Source organism: Mycobacterium sp. 4D054, from assembly GCF_052245755.1.
GTDB lineage: Bacteria > Actinomycetota > Actinomycetes > Mycobacteriales > Mycobacteriaceae > Mycobacterium.
The window spans coordinates 27,541-43,286 of the sequence record NZ_JBQQCF010000045.1 but is presented as its reverse complement, the minus strand read 5'-3'; the positions used below and the strand labels follow the sequence as shown (position 1 = coordinate 43,286).

The 15,746-nt window shown below is 68.7% G+C and carries 15 protein-coding genes and 2 pseudogenes; 7 read left to right on the top strand and 10 right to left on the bottom strand.

Annotation, left to right across the window (positions count from 1 at the left end; genetic code table 11):
• The 4 genes and pseudogenes from ACTWP6_RS24515 to ACTWP6_RS24500 form a co-directional block, all read left to right on the top strand.
• Positions 1 to 132, top strand: a pseudogene (locus tag ACTWP6_RS24515) (2-keto-myo-inositol dehydratase); the annotation flags it as partial.
• Between the two features lie 11 nt (positions 133 to 143).
• Positions 144 to 1,175, top strand: coding sequence for a Gfo/Idh/MocA family protein (locus tag ACTWP6_RS24510; RefSeq protein WP_443189024.1), 1,032 nt, complete (start codon positions 144 to 146; stop codon positions 1,173 to 1,175).
• Between the two features lie 3 nt (positions 1,176 to 1,178).
• Positions 1,179 to 2,051, top strand: coding sequence for a sugar phosphate isomerase/epimerase family protein (locus tag ACTWP6_RS24505; RefSeq protein WP_443189023.1), 873 nt, complete (start codon positions 1,179 to 1,181; stop codon positions 2,049 to 2,051).
• Positions 2,052 to 2,135: 84 nt separating this feature from the next.
• Positions 2,136 to 3,131: a sugar phosphate isomerase/epimerase family protein gene (locus tag ACTWP6_RS24500; protein WP_443189022.1), complete on the top strand. Its 996-nt coding sequence runs from the start codon at positions 2,136 to 2,138 to the stop codon at positions 3,129 to 3,131.
• A 77-nt stretch (positions 3,132 to 3,208) separates the two neighbouring features.
• Here ACTWP6_RS24500 and ACTWP6_RS24495 read toward each other — a convergent pair whose 3' ends face one another.
• Entirely contained in the window at positions 3,209 to 4,084 is an 876-nt protein-coding gene (locus ACTWP6_RS24495; RefSeq protein WP_260756493.1) for a LysR substrate-binding domain-containing protein, read from the bottom strand.
• A gap of 102 nt (positions 4,085 to 4,186) precedes the next feature.
• Between ACTWP6_RS24495 and ACTWP6_RS24490 the strand changes: the two genes are divergently transcribed.
• The gene (locus ACTWP6_RS24490) at positions 4,187 to 4,564 is read left to right on the top strand and encodes a hypothetical protein (protein ID WP_443189021.1); all 378 of its coding nucleotides are present in this window, start codon (positions 4,187 to 4,189) and stop codon (positions 4,562 to 4,564) included.
• A gap of 82 nt (positions 4,565 to 4,646) precedes the next feature.
• Here the strand turns inward: ACTWP6_RS24490 and ACTWP6_RS24485 are convergent.
• From ACTWP6_RS24485 to ACTWP6_RS24460, 6 genes and pseudogenes are all read right to left on the bottom strand, one after another.
• Positions 4,647 to 6,058: pseudogene (locus ACTWP6_RS24485) on the bottom strand (NCS2 family permease).
• Between the two features lie 9 nt (positions 6,059 to 6,067).
• Positions 6,068 to 6,325 carry a hypothetical protein gene (locus ACTWP6_RS24480; RefSeq protein ID WP_443189020.1) on the bottom strand — a complete coding sequence of 86 codons (258 nt, stop codon included), beginning with the start codon at positions 6,323 to 6,325 and terminating at the stop codon, positions 6,068 to 6,070.
• An 11-nt stretch (positions 6,326 to 6,336) separates the two neighbouring features.
• The gene (locus tag ACTWP6_RS24475; protein WP_443189019.1) at positions 6,337 to 7,539 is read right to left on the bottom strand and encodes an acyl-CoA dehydrogenase family protein; all 1,203 of its coding nucleotides are present in this window, start codon (positions 7,537 to 7,539) and stop codon (positions 6,337 to 6,339) included.
• Complete coding sequence (locus ACTWP6_RS24470; RefSeq protein WP_443189018.1) at positions 7,502 to 8,686, bottom strand: acyl-CoA dehydrogenase family protein; 1,185 nt, start codon at positions 8,684 to 8,686, stop codon at positions 7,502 to 7,504. The genes ACTWP6_RS24475 and ACTWP6_RS24470 overlap by 38 nt, the downstream gene beginning before the upstream one ends.
• A 171-nt stretch (positions 8,687 to 8,857) precedes the next feature.
• Positions 8,858 to 9,265: an STAS domain-containing protein gene (locus ACTWP6_RS24465; RefSeq protein WP_443189017.1), complete on the bottom strand. Its 408-nt coding sequence runs from the start codon at positions 9,263 to 9,265 to the stop codon at positions 8,858 to 8,860.
• Between the two features lie 151 nt (positions 9,266 to 9,416).
• Positions 9,417 to 10,655 carry a DNA polymerase domain-containing protein gene (locus tag ACTWP6_RS24460; protein ID WP_443189016.1) on the bottom strand — a complete coding sequence of 413 codons (1,239 nt, stop codon included), beginning with the start codon at positions 10,653 to 10,655 and terminating at the stop codon, positions 9,417 to 9,419.
• 55 nt (positions 10,656 to 10,710) lie between these two features.
• Here ACTWP6_RS24460 and fadD2 point away from each other — a divergent pair, with 55 nt between their 5' ends.
• Both fadD2 and ACTWP6_RS24450 read left to right on the top strand, forming a co-directional pair.
• The gene (gene fadD2, locus ACTWP6_RS24455) at positions 10,711 to 12,402 is read left to right on the top strand and encodes a long-chain-fatty-acid--CoA ligase FadD2 (protein WP_260756505.1); all 1,692 of its coding nucleotides are present in this window, start codon (positions 10,711 to 10,713) and stop codon (positions 12,400 to 12,402) included.
• A gap of 73 nt (positions 12,403 to 12,475) precedes the next feature.
• A complete protein-coding gene (locus ACTWP6_RS24450) occupies positions 12,476 to 13,255 on the top strand; it encodes an SDR family NAD(P)-dependent oxidoreductase (RefSeq protein ID WP_443189015.1) in 780 nt (259 codons plus the stop codon).
• Between the two features lie 11 nt (positions 13,256 to 13,266).
• Here ACTWP6_RS24450 and ACTWP6_RS24445 read toward each other — a convergent pair whose 3' ends face one another.
• The 3 genes from ACTWP6_RS24445 to ACTWP6_RS24435 all read right to left on the bottom strand — a co-directional run bounded on the left by ACTWP6_RS24445 (position 13,267) and on the right by ACTWP6_RS24435 (position 15,745).
• A complete protein-coding gene (locus ACTWP6_RS24445; RefSeq protein ID WP_260756508.1) occupies positions 13,267 to 13,587 on the bottom strand; it encodes a hypothetical protein in 321 nt (106 codons plus the stop codon).
• 71 nt (positions 13,588 to 13,658) lie between these two features.
• Positions 13,659 to 14,540, bottom strand: a complete 882-nt coding sequence (locus ACTWP6_RS24440; RefSeq protein WP_443189014.1) for a sucrase ferredoxin — start codon at positions 14,538 to 14,540, stop codon at positions 13,659 to 13,661.
• Entirely contained in the window at positions 14,540 to 15,745 is a 1,206-nt protein-coding gene (locus tag ACTWP6_RS24435; protein ID WP_443189013.1) for a cupin domain-containing protein, read from the bottom strand. The genes ACTWP6_RS24440 and ACTWP6_RS24435 overlap by 1 nt, the downstream gene beginning before the upstream one ends.
• Position 15,746 lies beyond the last annotated feature (1 nt).

The following is a 15,746-nucleotide window of genomic DNA, read 5'->3' as shown; positions in this document are numbered from 1 at the left end:
CTCGGCATCGACGTGTTCGCGATCGTCGAGCAGGACATGTATCCCTGCCTCGCCGACGCCCCGCTGCCCATCGCCAAGCGCACCCGCAACTACCTCGGGTCGTGCGGCATCCCGTCCGTCACATTCAAGTAAGGGTCACGAGCATGTCCGAAATCCGCATAGCAGTACTAGGTGTGGGCCTGATGGGCGCAGATCACGTCGCGCGCCTGGCCTCCCGTATCTCCGGCGCCCGCGTCGCCGTCGTCAACGACTACGTCACCGAGAAGGCCGAGCAGCTGGCCGCGAGCATTCCCGGCTGCCGGGCGATCGCCGACCCGCTGGACGCGATCGCGGATCCGGACGTCGACGCCGTGCTGTTGGCGACGCCGGGCCCGACGCACGAAAAGCAGCTGCTGGCCTGCCTGGAGCACCGCAAGCCGGTGCTGTGCGAGAAGCCGCTGACCACCGACGTCGAGACCTCGCTCGAGGTGGTCCGGCGGGAGGCCGAGCTGGGGGTGCGGCTGATCCAGGTCGGCTTCATGCGCCGCTTCGACGACGAGTACGCGCAGCTCAAGGCGCTGATCGACGGTGGCGAGCTCGGCGAGCCCCTGGTGATGCACTGCGTGCACCGCAACCCTGCGGTGCCGGACCACTTCGACTCGGCGATGACGGTTCGCGATTCACTGGTCCACGAGGTCGACGTGACGCGCTTCCTGTTCGACGAGGAGATCACCTCGATCCAGATCATTAAACCGACCCCGAATTCGTTGGCGCGGCAGGGCTTGTTCGATCCTCAGATCGCGATCATGCGGACCGCGAGCGGCAGGCACGTGGACGTCGAACTCTTCGTCACCACGGGCGTGGCCTACGAGGTGCGCACCGAGGTCGTCGCCGAAAAGGGCAGCGCGACGATCGGTCTGGACGTCGGGTTGGTGCGCAAGAGTGCGCCGGGCACCTGGGGCGGCACCATCACGCCCAGCTTCAAGGAGCGGTTCGGCCGCGCCTATGACACCGAGATCCAACGGTGGGTCGACGCGGTTCGCAGAGGGGGCGAAACCGGCGACTTTACCGATGGGCCGACGGCCTGGGACGGCTACGCCGCCACGGCGGTGTGCGAAGCGGGCGTGCAGGCCCTGCAGTCCGGACAGCCCGTCGCGGTCAGCATGGCCGACCGCGCCTCGATTCCGGGAGCCTGACGCATGAAGATCGCACTCGATCCGACGCCCTTCCACCACGACTACTCGCTGTTGGAGTTCCCCAAGCTCGTCGCGGACCTGGGCTACGAGTATCTGCAGCTGACGCCGCACCGGGACTTCATCCCGTTCTACAACCACCCGCGCGCCGACGACGACCTGGTGGCCAGCTTCCGCAAGGCGTGCGCGGATGCCGGGGTGGGCATCGCGTCGGTGCTGCCGGTGCTGCGCTGGTCCGGCCCGGACGAGGACGCCCGCGAAGCCGCGGTGCGCAACTGGAAACGGGTCGTACAGATCACCGTCGACCTCGGCGTCAACGTGATCAACACCGAGTTCTCCGGCCGCCCGGAGAAGGCCGAGGAGTCCGAGCGGGCGTTCTTCCGGTCGATGGAGGAGCTGCTCCCGATCTTCGAGCGTGAAGGCATCGACGTGCGGATCGACCCGCACCCCGATGACTTCGTCGAGGACGGACTGGAGGCGCTGCGCATCATCCGCGGGGTGAACTCCCCGAAGATCGGGTTCGTTTTCGTCGCCTGCCACGCTTTCCACATGGGGGGCAACATGGCCGAGATCATGGCCGCGGCGGGGGACAAGCTGCGCCTGGTGCACGTCGCGGACTCGATGGACCATCACCTGTCGCACGGACTGCGCTACATCACCAATCCGCCGGGCAATCCGGTGCGGGTGCACCAGCACCTCAAGATCGGTGACGGCGACGTCGACTGGGATGAGTTCTTCAGCGGCTTAGGCAAACTCGGCTTCTACCACCGCGACGACACCGTGATGGTCTCCAGCGTGTTCGGTGAAGACGAGCAGGCCCGCGACGTGTCCCGCTACCAGCTGGCGACCATGACCGACTACGTCGACAAGTACCGCTGACCAACGACCCGCCGAAATCGCATTCCACGCGGCCGAAACGCGAAAAACGGCGCATGGAATGCGATTTCGGCGCAAGGGAAACTCATGAAACTAGGTGTGCATACCGCGATCCTGCATGACCGTCCGCTGGCCGAAGCGCTGGAGATCATCGCATCACTCGGGCTGACCGGTGCGGAGATCAACGCCGGCGGGTTCCTGCCGACGCCGCATCTGCCCGTCGCGCAACTGTTGTCCGGTGAGGTCACGCCGCGCGGGTATCTGTCGGCGTTCGACGGCACGGGTGTGTCGATCGCCGGGCTGAACTGCAACGGCAACCCACTGCACCCGGACCCCGAGGTGGGGCCGGAGGACGCCGACGACCTGCGCAACGCGATCCGCGTCGCCGGGCTGCTCGGTGTTGACCGGGTGGTCACGATGTCCGGACTGCCGCAGGCACATCCCGGCGGTCGATGGCCGGCGTGGAACGTGAACACCTGGGACTCAGGTTATCTGGACTCGCTGGACTACCAGTGGGACGAGGTCGCGCTGCCGTTCTGGACCGAGATCGACGCGTTGGCCCGCGAGCACGGAGTCAAGGTCGCGATCGAGATGCACCCACAGAACCTGGTGTTCAACCCGGCCACTCTGAAGCGGCTGGTCGAGCACACCGGCGCCAGGCACATCGGCGCCGAGATGGACCCGTCGCATCTGTTCTGGCAGGGCATCGACCCTGTCGCCGCGATCGAGTGGCTGGGCCCGCTGGTGTTCCACGCTGCGGCCAAGGACACCCGGATCAACGACAACTGCCGGATCTACGGCGTGCTCGATGAGCGGTTTACCCGAATCCCGCTGGAGCAGAATCCGACCGGTCTCGGTGGCAGGCACGTGGTGAACAAGTGGCCGGAGGACTCGGCCTGGGATTTCGTCGCAGTAGGCCGCGGTCACGACGTCGACTTCTGGTCGCGGTTCCTGCGTGCGCTGGAGGCCGTCGATCCGGACATGTGGGTCAACATCGAACACGAGGACGTCGCGTTCGGCCCGATAGAGGGGTTGAGGGTCGCCGCCGACACTTTGAGGTCCGCGAACTCGGCACACGTCTGATCCTGCCGAAATCGCATTCCACGCGGCCGAAACGCGAAAAACGGCGCATGGAATGCGATTTCGGCGCATGAGGGACGTCAGCGGGCGGCGGCGGTCAGCGCGTCGACGAACTGGTCGACCAGCAGATCGGCGTCGGTCCGGTACAGCGCGCTCATCGCGATCCGCAACGGCGAGCGGACCCGCACCACGGTGATGCCCGGCTGGGTCTGGGCCGAGCTCTCCGGGACCAGGGCCACCCCCAGACCGGCGGCCACCATGGCCAGCTGACTGCTGATCGACTGGGCGAAGTGTTCTGCGGTGGGGGAGAACCCGGCGCCACGACAGCATGCCGCGACCTGGTCGTGGTAGTCCGGCGTCACCGACCGGGGGATCCATACCCAGGGCAGTTCGGCTGCCTTGGCGAGGTCTGCCCGCAGCCCGGGCGGCAGTGTCCAGTCGGCCGGCGCCGCGAGCGCGAACGGTTCTCTGGTCAACGTGATGTGGTGCAGCCACGGCCGCGCCGGGCCATGCCGGACGACCGCGATGTCGATCTCCCTGCGCTGCAGCAGCTCTGAGCCCAGGTGGGTGTCGACCTCGCGGACCCGCACCTTGACGTTCGGGTGGGACCGGGCATGGGTCGCCAGCGCGGTCGGCAGAACGCGAGTGAAAGAGGTTGTCACAGCGCCGATCCGGAGTTCGCCCAGCTGCCCCTCGGCGGCCAGACGGGCGGCGGATCCGGCGTCCTGCGCGGCGGCCACGATCCGGCGGCACCGGTCCAGGAAGACCGTTCCCGCCGGGGTCAGCACGACGTGGCGCGTGGTCCGGTTCAGCAACAGCACCCCGAGTCGCTTCTCGAGGGCCTTCACCGCCGCCGACAGCGGCGGCTGGGACATCTGCAGGCGCTCCGCGGCCCTGCCGAAGTTCAGCTCCTCGGCCACCGCGATGAAATACCGGGCCTCGCGCACTTCGATCATTGATATGGCGTCCCTATAACTGCAACTATGAAATCAGACCTTCACACGATAAATGATGCGGAGTGCAATGGTCGGGTGCTTCCCTGGCCCGCATCGCCCGCCGTGTCCGCCGAGCGCCGGCTCGCCGTGACGCTGTGGTGTGCGGGGGTGGCCGCTTTCGCGGCGATGTACGCGCCCCAGGGCCTGCTTCCCCAGATCGCCGCGGACGTGGCGGCGGCCCCGTCGCAGGCGGCACTGCTGATCTCGGTGACGACATTGGGGCTTGCGGAGCGGCTGGTCATCGCGATGCAGAACGACGAGGGCGCCGCACTGGACCGCGCCCTGCTCGACGAGCAGGCCTCGGTGGTGCTCACCTACCTGGGCGGGCTGGTGTTCGCCTTCGCCAACGATTCATCCGAAAGCCTGAGCCGGGACGACATCGCACGGCAGATCCGCGCGGTGGTGCTGGGCGTGGCCGCAGAGCGCGCCGAGTCCCGCTGACCCCAACGCCGGCGAAATCGCATTCCACGCGGGCGCTAGCGCGAAAGTGCCGCGTGGAATGCGATTTCGGCGAAGGCAGCCGCTAGCCGATCAGCGATTCCAGCGGTGTACGGGCGAAGTACACCGCGAAACCGGCTGCCACCACCCACAGCAGCGGGCTGACCTCGCGGGCCTTGCCTGCGGCGGTGCGCATCACCACCCAGCTGATGAAGCCGACGCCGATGCCGTTGGCGATCGAGTAACTGAAGGGCATCACCGCGACGGTCAGCACGACGGGCAGCGCCACCGAGAACTCGGACAGATCGATGTGGCGCAGATGCGACACCATCATCGCCCCGACCACCACCAGGGCGGCCGCGGCCACCTCGGTCGGCACGATCGAGGCCAGCGGCGAGATGAACATCGACGCCAGGAACAGCACACCGGTGACCACGTTGGCCAGGCCGGTGCGGGCGCCCTCTTCGATGCCGGCGCCGGATTCGATGAACACCGTGTTCGACGACGACGACGTCGCACCGCCGACGACCGCCCCGGCGCCCTCGACCACCAGGGCGGCGCGCAGGCGCGGGAACGTGCCCTTGTCGTCGGACAGTCCGGCCTCGCGCGACAGACCGGTCATCGTGCCCATCGCGTCGAAGAAGTTCGCGAAGACAAGGGTGAACACCAGCATCACGGCCGCGAGGATGCCGATGCGGCTGAAGCTGTTCAGGCTGAACTCGCCGACCAGCGACAGATCCGGAAGCGAGAACGGCGATCCCGACAGCGTGGGCACCGACAGGCTCCAGCCGCCGGGCTTGTCGACCGCCGACCCGAGATGCCAGATCGCCTCCACCACGACCGCGATCACGGTGCCGGCCACCAGCCCGATCAGGATGCCGCCGCGCACCTTCCTGGCCACCAGTACCCCGGTCAGCAGCAGCGTGAACACGAAGATCAACGTCGGGATCGTGCTGATCGAGCCCTCACCGCCGCTGCCCAGCCCCACCGGCGGCGACGGCGCACCCGTTGAGGAGATGAACCCGGCGTCGACCACCCCGATGAACAGGATGAACAACCCGATGCCCGCGGTGATCGCGAGCTTGAGCTGCATCGGCACCGCGTCGAACACCAGACGCCGCAGCCCGGTCACCGCCAGCAGAGCACGATGATCAGGCCGTTGATCACGACCAAGCCCATCGCCTCGGCCCACGTCAATGACCCGACCACGGTGGTGGCAAGGAACGAGTTGATGCCCAGCCCGGCGGCCAGCGCGAACGGCAGCCGCGCGATCAGCCCGAACAGGATCGTCATCACGCCGGCGGCCAGCGACGTCGTCGCCGACACCTGCGCGAAGTCCAGCCGGTTGCCGTCGACGTCCGCCGATCCCGACAGGATGATCGGGTTCAGCACAATGATGTAGGCCATCGCGATGAACGTGACGAGACCACCGCGGATCTCGGTGGCCACGCTGGACTGGCGGGCCGTGATCTCGAAGAATCGGTCCACTGCGTTCACGGGCGGATCCTAGAACCGCGGCGCGGGGGCGGGCGGTGACGCGGGGGCAGGAGGCGGCGCCGCGATGGGCGTGCACAGCCCCGTCTGGGTGTCGAGGAACTTGCCCTCCACGCAGAACGGCGCACAGCCGTAGATCACGCCCGTCTGTCCGGGCGGGCACTGCGCGGTCGAGGTCGCCGGGGCTGAGAAAGCGGACGCCGCGAATGGCGCCGCCACCGCGGCGGCGGCCGCCGCCGCCCCCAGATAGCGCGAAATCCTCTGTGTCACTTCGCTTCCTCTCAACTCGGCATGCCGGTGGCGACGCGCGGCGCGGACTTGTCGGGCGCGGCGTCGAGCACCAGCTCGGCGATCCTGGCCCGGTGTTGCTCGGCGCTGCCCAGCAGGGCGGCGTCGGTGTAGGCCCGCTTGTAGTACAGGTGCGCCTGGTGCTCCCAGGTGAAACCGATACCACCGTGTACCTGGATGGTGTCGGTCGCAACTTGAACCAGCGCCGCCGTGCAGGTTGCCTGCGCGATGCTGACCGCCAGCGCCGGATCGTCGGGAACCTCGGCCTCGTGCGCCAGCGACCACACCGCGTGGTACGCCGTGGAGCGGGCATGCTCGATTGCGACCAGGTCGTCGGCGAGACGGTGCTTGACCGCCTGGAACGACCCGATCGGCCTGCCGAACTGCAACCGGTTCTTCGCGTAGTCGACGGTCAGATTCAGCAGATGCTGTGCGGCGCCGACCTGTTCGACCGCCAGCAGCGCCGCACCCACGGTCAGCGCATGGTTGATCACCCGCACCGCCTCGGCCGGACCCGCGACCAGCCGGGCCGGGGCGTCGAACAGCCCGACCGTCGCCTGGCGCCGTGTCAGGTCGAGGGTGGTCAGCGGAATGCGTTGCACACCAATGTCATCAGCGTCGACGGCGTAGAGGCCAGGTCCGTCCGGCCCGATCGCGGCCACCAGCAGCAGGTCGGCGGTGCCGGCGTCGACCACCCGCTCGACGGTGCCGGTGAGGGTCCAGCCCGCACCGGTGTCGACCGCATGGACGGTTACGGTTGCGGGGTCGAACGCGGCGGTGTCGTCGGGGACGGCGAACGCCGCGGTGCGGGTGCCCTCGATCAGGTCGCCGAGCAGCTCCCCGGGCTCCGAGGCGGCGACCAGCGCGGGAATGGCCAGGTAGACGGTGCCGAACAAGGGGCCGCAGGCCAGCGCGGCGCCGAGCTCTTCGACCGATACCGCCTGGTCGATCAGAGTGCCGCCCACTCCGCCCACGGACTCCGGGGCAGAAAGCCCGAGCACGCCGAGCTCCGCACCCAACCGGGCCCACACCTTCGCGTCGTAGGGCGGATCGGCCATCATCGCGGCGCGGACGGCGCTCTCGCCGATGTGGTCGGCGCAGAACTTACGCACCGCCGCGCGCAGCTGTGCCTGCTCCTCGCTGAACACGAACTCAGCCTCAGCCACGCGGGATCTCCTTCCACGGCATCCCCGCATCCGCGCGGAGGTCTCCCGGCAGGCCGAGCACCCGCTCGGCCAGAATGTTGCGCATCACCTCGGACGTGCCGCCCTCGATGGTGTTGGCCCGGCTGCGCAGGAACCGCTGCTGGATCGGGCCGCGGTAGTCCTCGGGATCCCCGTCGTGCATGGCGTAGCCGTCGTACAGGATTCCCTCGGGGCCCAGCAGATCCATGCAGAACTCGTAGATGCGCTGGTTGAGCTCCGCCCCGACGAGCTTGCCGATCGAGGCCTCCGGTCCGGGGCCGCCGATGGTCGCCGCCGCGCGGGACCGCTCGGCCGTCAACCGCTGCGCCTCGGCCCGCAACCACAAACTCGTCAGCCGGTCCCGCAGCACCGGGGTGTGCAGGTCGGGCCGGGACGCCCACAGCGCGACCGCGTCGGAGATGGTGCCGGCACCGCGCCGGCTGCCGCTGCCGCCGAGGGCGCTGCGCTCGTTCATCAAGGTCGTCATCGCCACGCGCCACCCGTCGCCGACTGCGCCGAGGCGGTAGGTGTCGGGGATCCGGGCATCGGTCATGTAGACCTCGTTGAACTCGGCGTGCCCGGTCAGCTGCCGCAGCGGCCGGGTCTGGACACCAACGCCGTGCATGTCGATGACGAAGTACGTCAACCCCTTGTGCTTGGGCACCTCGGGATCGGTGCGGGCCAACAGCAGACCCCATTTCGCACGGTGGGCGAGGCTGGTCCACACCTTCTGACCGTTGACCACCCAGGTGTCACCGTCGCGCACCGCCGAGGTGGCCAGCCCCGCCAGATCCGAACCTGCGCCGGGCTCGGAGAACAACTGGCACCAGATCTCCTCGGTGGTGGCCAGCGGCCGCAGCAGCCGGCGACGCACATCGTCGGTCTGGGCGTGCTCGCGCACCGTGGGGGCCGCCATGCCGTAGCCCATCGGGTTGAGGCCCAGCGGCACCGGCCCGCCGGCCCCCTGCAGGATGCGGTCGGCGACGGCCTGCAGACCCCGGGACAGCCCGAGCCCGCCGAAACCTTGGGGGAAATGCACCCAGGACAGCCCGGCGTCGAAACACGCGCCGAGGAACTGCTGGACGGGAACGGTCTTGGGATCGTGGTCGGCGACCACCTGGTGGGCGATCTCGGCGACCCGGTCGGCATCAGTGCCCATAGCTGCACACTAAATCAGGGTGTGCGGCCACCGACGACCAACTCGTCGGTCGGGGGCCCGGAGATCCGGGTGCGCGTCAGGCGCTTGTCAGGGCCAGGTGCTCGACGTGGGACCTGTGACGACGCTGGAGCAGGTAGCGGAGCCACCGAACATCAAGTAACACAGTGATCCTTACGCAGTCTTGGTCAGGAGGGGAAGCAGTTGACGGCGTGCGACGGCCGCGTCGGCGAAGTGGTTCAGCGCCTCGGGGACCGAACCCGCCTCGGGGAACTCGATGCCCGCCTCGCGCAGCGTCTGCTCGACCGCGCGGCTGGCGATCATCATCCAGTCCACGCCGGCGGCGGTGCACACGTCGTCGACCGCGTAGAGCAGCGAAACGGCCTCGCGGGTAAACGAATCCACGCCACTGAGGTCGAGAACGAAGGGTTTCTCGACGAGAATGAATCGGTCGGTGTATTCGCTGGCCCGCTCGACATTGGCCTCGTCGAGATGACCGGAGATCGTCACGACGGTGGCCAACTGGCGGCAATGGGCTCGAATACCTGCGCCATCGCAGTGAAACGTCGGATTGCCGTACATCGCAGCCTCCCTCGATCCAGTGGTGACACAGCGCGCCGGTGCGGCGCTACACAGATCAAGTTAGTGAGGCAATTTAAGGCCGCTGGGTGTATCTACTAATACTTCGGTAAGAACTGCGGCGGCGGCGGCGCGCAGCAAACTCGTCGGTAACTTACCGCCGCAGCTGTTGTTGCGCACCGGTGTAGTGGGCCCACGGGTTGTAGTCGGCCAGCAGCTCCTCCTGCGGGGGCCGCACATCCTCTTCGACGTGCTGCAGGTTGATCCGGATCCGGTACCAGATCGAACTGGGCCCGCGCATCCCGTCGACGAGCACATCGGCAGGGTGCAACTTCTCCGCCGCCGCGGGGTACTTCTCGCGCCACTGCTGCAAAGCCGCCATCGCCTCGTCGCGGGTCTTGGTCCGGGCGATCTCGATCAGCGGCATCGCCGAGACCCGGCGCCCGTCGTCGGACTGCCTGGCGCCCTTCGGCGCCTTCTCGGCAGGCCCGAGCCGGTCGGCGAGCTCGAGCAGCGCGTCCAGCCCTCCGGCGGTGTCATCCATCCCCTCCCACGGATCGCCGAGATCGGCGAACCGTCGCGGCACCGTGTGCACGGTGAACTCCTCGGGCCGGCAACCGGCCACCTCGTCCCAGAACAGCGGCGTGGACACCCGCGCGTCCGGGGTGGCCCGCACCGAGTACGCCGACGCGACGGTGCGGTCCTTGGCGTTCTGGTTGAAGTCGACGAAGACGCCGTGGCGTTCCTCCTTCCACCACCGCGCGGTCGCCGACTCCGGGGCCCGCCGTTCGACCTCGCGGGCCACCGCCTCGGCGGCGAGCCGGACGAGCTTGAACGGCCAGCGGCGGTGGATGCGCGCATAGATGTGGAAGCCGCGCGAACCCGACGTCTTCGGCCACGCCACCAGCCCGTGGTCCTCCAGCACCTCCCGCGCGACCAACGCGACGTCGAGGATCTGCCGCCAGCCCACGCCGGGCATCGGGTCGAGATCGACGCGCAACTCGTCGGGGTGTTCGAGGTCGTCGGCGCGCACCGGATGCGGATTCAGGTCGACGCAGCCGAGGTTCACCGCCCAGATCAAGCCGGCTGGGCTGCGCAGCACCGCCTCCTTGGCCGACGTGCCCGACGCGTACTTCAGCTCGGCGACGTCGACGAAGTCCGGCCGCTTCTCGGGCGCGCGCTTCTGGAAGACAGCCTCCTGCGTGATGCCCTTGACGAAACGTTTCAGGATCATCGGGCGGTCCCGCACCCCGCGCAGTGCCCCGTCGGCCACCGCGGCGTAGTAGTGCATCAGGTCGCCTTTGGTCAGCCCGAGATCGGGGAAGACCACCTTGTCGGGGTTGGTGATCGGCACCTGTTGCCCGGCGATCTCGAACGACTCGCGGGCGGCCATTTCTTCATCGTAGGTTCCAAACCGCGGTGCGACCGTCGTCACATAAGGTTGACGCATGTCCAAGCTCAGCGATCTCCCGTTGCAGGCCGCCGCCAAGGTCCAGCAGACCGTTGGCAAGTATCTCGAACGGGGATCGGCCGAGCTGCACTACGCGCGCAAGATGTTCGAGGCTGGTGCGCTGAAGTTCGAACCGCCGCAGGACATCGCCGCGTTCGTCGCGGACATGCGGCGCTGGGGCGAGTTCGGCATGATCCCGGCGCTCAACGCGCGGCGCTACCCGACCCGCACCGCCGTCATCGACGATTTTGGCGAGATGACGTTCAAAGAACTCGACGACAGCGCCAACGCCGTGGCCAACGGCCTGCTCGCCAAAGGGGTCAAGGCCGGCGACGGGGTGGCCATCCTGGCGCGCAACCACCGGGGGTTTCTCGTCTCTGTGTACGCCGCCGGCAAGGTGGGCGCCCGCATCATCCTGCTCAACAGCGAATTCTCCGGACCCCAGATCAAAGAGGTGTCGGAACGCGAGGGCGCCAAGCTCGTCATCTACGACGACGAGTACACCGCCGCCGTCGCCGCCGCCGATCCCGAACTGGGCAAGCTGCGCTCGCTCGGGGTGAACCCCGATAAGCAGGAGCCCTCGGGCAGCACCGACGAGACCCTCGAAGAGCTGATCGCGCGCACCAGCGCCAACCCGCCGCCGAAGGCCGGCAAGCACTCGTCGATCATCATCCTGACCAGCGGCACCACCGGAACGCCCAAGGGCGCCAACCGCAGTGCCCCGCCGTCGCTGGCCCCGATCGGCGGCGTGCTGTCGGCGGTGCCGTTCAAGTCGCAGGAGGTGACGTCGCTGCCGGCCCCGATGTTCCACGCGCTGGGCTTCCTGCACGCGACCATCGCGATGATGCTCGGCACCACGCTGGTGCTGCGCCGCCGCTTCAAGCCGACCACCGTGCTGGCCGACATCGAGAAGCACCGGGCCACCGCGATCGTCGTGGTGCCGGTGATGCTGTCGCGGATGCTCGACGAGCTCGACAAGACCTCCCCGAAACCGGACCTGTCGTCGCTGCGGATCGTGTTCGTCTCCGGCTCGCAACTAGGCGCCGAACTGGCCACCAGGGCGCTCAAGGAACTCGGCCCGGTCGTGTACAACCTGTACGGCTCCACCGAGGTCGCGTTCGCGACGATCGCAGGGCCGCAACACCTTTCGATCAACCCGGCGACCGTCGGTCCGGTGGTCAAGGGCATGAAGGTCCGGATCCTCGACGACAATGGCAACGACGTGCCGCGCGGCGAGGTGGGCCGGATCTTCGTCGGAAACTTCTTCCCGTTCCAGGGCTACACCGGCGGCGGTGGCAAGCAGATCATCGACGGGCTGCTGTCGTCCGGCGATGTGGGCTATTTCGACGAGCACGATCTGCTCTACGTCAGCGGCCGCGACGACGAGATGATCGTCTCCGGCGGCGAGAACGTGTTCCCGGCCGAAATCGAGGACCTCGTCAGCGGTCATCCCGAGGTGGTGGAGGCCACAGCGATCGGGGTCGAGGACAAGGAGTGGGGCCACCGGCTGCGCTGCTTCGTGGTCAAGGCCGACGGCGCGACGATCGACGAGGACGCGATCAAGGCCTACGTGCGCGACAACCTGGCCCGCTACAAGGTGCCGCGCGAGGTGGTGTTCCTCGACGAGCTGCCGCGCAATCCCACCGGCAAGATCCTCAAGCGCGAGCTGCGCGAGATGGAGATCGACTGACACCGGCCGGGCGTGTCCGGGGCCGCCGTACGCTCGCGGAATACACGGCGCCGTGCGGTCGTCGTAGTTCAGCATGAACATCGACTTGACCGGTAGGACCGCACTCGTCACCGGCTCGACGCAGGGCATCGGCTTGGCCATCGCGCACGGGCTGGCGGCCGCCGGCGCCCGCGTCGTGGTGAACGGACGCAGCCGCGACCGGGTCGACGCGGCCGTCGCCGAGATCGGCGGTGACGCCGCCGGGATCGCCGCCGACGTGGCCACCGAGGCAGGCGCCCGGGATCTCCTCGCCGAACTGCCGGACGTCGACATCCTGGTCAACAACCTCGGCATCTTCGGCGCGGTCCCGGCCCGCGAGATCACCGACGAGCAGTGGCGCAGCTTTTTCGAGGTCAACGTGCTCGCCGCGGCACGGCTCATCCGGCACTACCTGCCCGGCATGGTCGACCGCGGCTGGGGCCGCGTGCTGCAGATCGCCAGCGATTCGGCCATCGTGACGCCGCTCGAAATGATCCACTACGGGGTGTCCAAGACCGCGCTGCTGGCGCTGTCGCGCGGTTACGCCAAGGAAGCCGCCGGCACCGGCGTGACTGTCAACTCCGTCGTCGCCGGCCCCACCCACACCGCCGGGGTGGAGGATTTCGTCTACCAGCTGGTGGACAAATCGCTGCCGTGGGAGCAGGCGCAGCGGGAGTTCATGCGGGCACACCGGCCGCAGTCATTGATCCAGCGGCTGATCGAGCCGGAGGAGATCGCCAACATGGTCACCTATCTGGCATCCCCGCTGGCGTCGGCGACCACGGGTGGGGCACTGCGTGTCGACGGTGGCTATGTCGACGCGATCCTGCCCTGATCCGCGACCGTCTACTCGGTGAACGCCGCGGAGCCCGGGACGGCCAGCGTCACCAGCATCAGCAGCAGCAGGAACCAGCCGGCGCCCTGCCACGCGGTCCAGCCGACGCCGCTCTTCCACTGCCGGTAGGTGCGTAGCAGCGCCCCGACACCGCCCGCGAACAGGAATATCGGCACCAGGGACGCACTGAAAACGGAACTGCGGTCGCCGAACGCGTAGACGGCGAACGCGATCGCCGCCAGCACGACGACCACGAACGTGTAGGTCACCGCGGCCCGGTATTCCCCGGGGTGGTTGAACCGCTTCTCGGCGAAATCACGATCACTGGTCATGACGGTGGTGTTCCCCGGTTCTGCGGGGCTATGCGTCAGCCGCGGCGTCCGATCGCCTCAGCCGATAAGGGTCAGGTGCTGATCTTGCGCAGCCGGAACGTGCGGACCGGGCCCGCGGTGGTCGCGCGGCACTGGGAGAACAGCGGCTCGGACATCACCACGTCCAGCAGCACCTCGACCGTGCCGGTCTCCGCGGCCAGCACCACCCGGATCGTGTCGTCGGTGCTCTCCACGCTCAGTGGATGCAGGGCGTCGATGCGGTCCTCGCCGAGGGCTTCCCGGGCGAAATGCTGTGCGGCTTGCACGGCGGCGGACAGCGAGGTCCGACCCCGCAGGAACCGGTCGTCGAGCCTGCCGTCGAGATAAAGGCGGACCAGCTCGGCGCCGTCGGTGCTGTCGACCCGGCCGTAGCACAGCCCCTCCGGCAGGATGAGCATCGTCGCGGCGAACCGGTCGCCGCCCAGATGTGAGCACTCCCAGGTGTTCTCGGGATAGGCGGCGGCGATCGTGGCGGCCGCGGCCCGGCCGCGGACCGCACAGCACTGGTCGTGCCTGCCGTGCGCGCACACCGCCACCAGCGGGCCTTGGGTCTCGGTGCCGTCGGCGCCCTCGAGATCCAGATCGAGATAATCCGCCGGGCCGTCGACCTCGCCGTGGAACAGCGCCTCACGGCCGACATCGGATCGGGCCACGAACCACCGCCACCTCGGAGCCTGCCGGCGTCGGCCGTGCCGCCGGATCGCCGCGATGCGCATGCCCGCGGCTTCGGCGCGGCGCACGATGGCCCGCCCCAGGCCGGCGTCGATGACCGCCGGTGACTGCAGGAAGGCCGACGGACCCCAGCCTCCTTCCAGTTCCAGCAGCAGCCAGACCGATCCCGCCGAGGCCGTCCCGTACATGGGTTCGTCGCGCGCGAGCGATTCGTCGCTGCACGCCGGTCGCTGTGCGGACATCACGTCGGAACCACGACACCTTCGCGAAGCAGGCGCCGGAGCAGGACGGCGCCGTCCGCGGCGTCCAGGCCGGGAAGGTCACCGGCGTGGGTGACCCCGCCGGTGAGGATCTCCTCCAGCGCGGCCGCGCACTGCGCGGGAAACGTGATGGTCTTGTCCGTCAGCTGCATCGACACGCGGCCGTCGACGCCGCGGTGAATCGTCGCGAGCAGGCCGCGGCGCCGGCGCACCCAGACCGTGTCGGCCTGGTCGGCGGCCCGCAGCATCGCGAGCGGGCGGACGGCCTCGGGCCGGGTGCGGGTGTCGTGCCGGGCGATCAACCGCTCGGCCGCCGCGGTGCTCAGCGTGGCGCCGTTGTCTCGGAGCCGGCCGACCACCTCTGCGATCACCTTGGCCGCGGTCGCGCTCATCTCGTTCGGGTCGGCCGGGTCGATGCCGATCGGCAGCGAGGCCCGGAACTCGTCGAAGCGGCCCAGTTCGTCGACGACGGCACGTGCGACGTCCAGAGCCGTCGTCGCCGACACCCCGATCGTGAGGTGGATCGACGCGGTGTCCATCGCCTGCGCGGCGTGCACCCAGCCGCGCGGCAGGTACAACGAGTCTCCTTGGCAGAGCACGATGTCCAGTACCGGATCGCCGGTGACACGTTCGGCGATCCGGTCCCGATGGTCGGTCCACGGCTGGGTCGGCAGCGGGTGACGGTGCACCGGTTCGTGGACGATCCAGCGCTTGCGGCCTGACACCTGCAGGACGAACACGTCGTGCACGTCGTAGTGGAAGTCGAAGCCGCGGTTGTCGGGCGGGGTGATGTAGGCATTGGCCTGGACGGGATGCCCGATGTCGGCCACGGCCTGCGCGACGAAATCGATCAGCGGCGGCCACAACCGGTGCAGGCCCTGCAGCACGACCGTCGCGCCCGACCCCAGCTGGGACAGCACCTTCGCCGCGTCGACCTGATCGGCGATCTCCGCGCCGAAGCCGGCGGGGCCGAGGTAGGAGTCCTTGTCCAGGACCTGTCCCTCTTTGGCGAGCCGGATGAACGGCGCGCGTACCCCGCGCTCTGCGATGAGCTCGTCCACGGTGTCCGGGCAGAGCAGGTCGCAGAAGTCGCGGGGCAGCGCGTGAGCCGGGCTCAGCAGCGGCTTGCGCCCCCAGTACTCGGCGGCGAACACCTCGGCGTCGACGCCGATGCAACGGCTGAGCACG

Coding starts and splice junctions, on each gene's coding strand:
- ACTWP6_RS24510 (WP_443189024.1), top strand. CDS start 144: ATGTCCGAAATCCGCATAGCAGTACTAGGTGTGGGCCTGATGGGCGCA.
- ACTWP6_RS24505 (WP_443189023.1), top strand. CDS start 1,179: ATGAAGATCGCACTCGATCCGACGCCCTTCCACCACGACTACTCGCTG.
- ACTWP6_RS24500 (WP_443189022.1), top strand. CDS start 2,136: ATGAAACTAGGTGTGCATACCGCGATCCTGCATGACCGTCCGCTGGCC.
- ACTWP6_RS24495 (WP_260756493.1), bottom strand. CDS start 4,084: ATGATCGAAGTGCGCGAGGCCCGGTATTTCATCGCGGTGGCCGAGGAG.
- ACTWP6_RS24475 (WP_443189019.1), bottom strand. CDS start 7,539: ATGCGGGGATGCCGTGGAAGGAGATCCCGCGTGGCTGAGGCTGAGTTC.
- ACTWP6_RS24470 (WP_443189018.1), bottom strand. CDS start 8,686: ATGGGCACTGATGCCGACCGGGTCGCCGAGATCGCCCACCAGGTGGTC.
- ACTWP6_RS24465 (WP_443189017.1), bottom strand. CDS start 9,265: ATGTACGGCAATCCGACGTTTCACTGCGATGGCGCAGGTATTCGAGCC.
- ACTWP6_RS24460 (WP_443189016.1), bottom strand. CDS start 10,655: ATGGCCGCCCGCGAGTCGTTCGAGATCGCCGGGCAACAGGTGCCGATC.
- fadD2 (WP_260756505.1), top strand. CDS start 10,711: ATGTCCAAGCTCAGCGATCTCCCGTTGCAGGCCGCCGCCAAGGTCCAG.
- ACTWP6_RS24450 (WP_443189015.1), top strand. CDS start 12,476: ATGAACATCGACTTGACCGGTAGGACCGCACTCGTCACCGGCTCGACG.
- ACTWP6_RS24445 (WP_260756508.1), bottom strand. CDS start 13,587: ATGACCAGTGATCGTGATTTCGCCGAGAAGCGGTTCAACCACCCCGGG.
- ACTWP6_RS24440 (WP_443189014.1), bottom strand. CDS start 14,540: ATGTCCGCACAGCGACCGGCGTGCAGCGACGAATCGCTCGCGCGCGAC.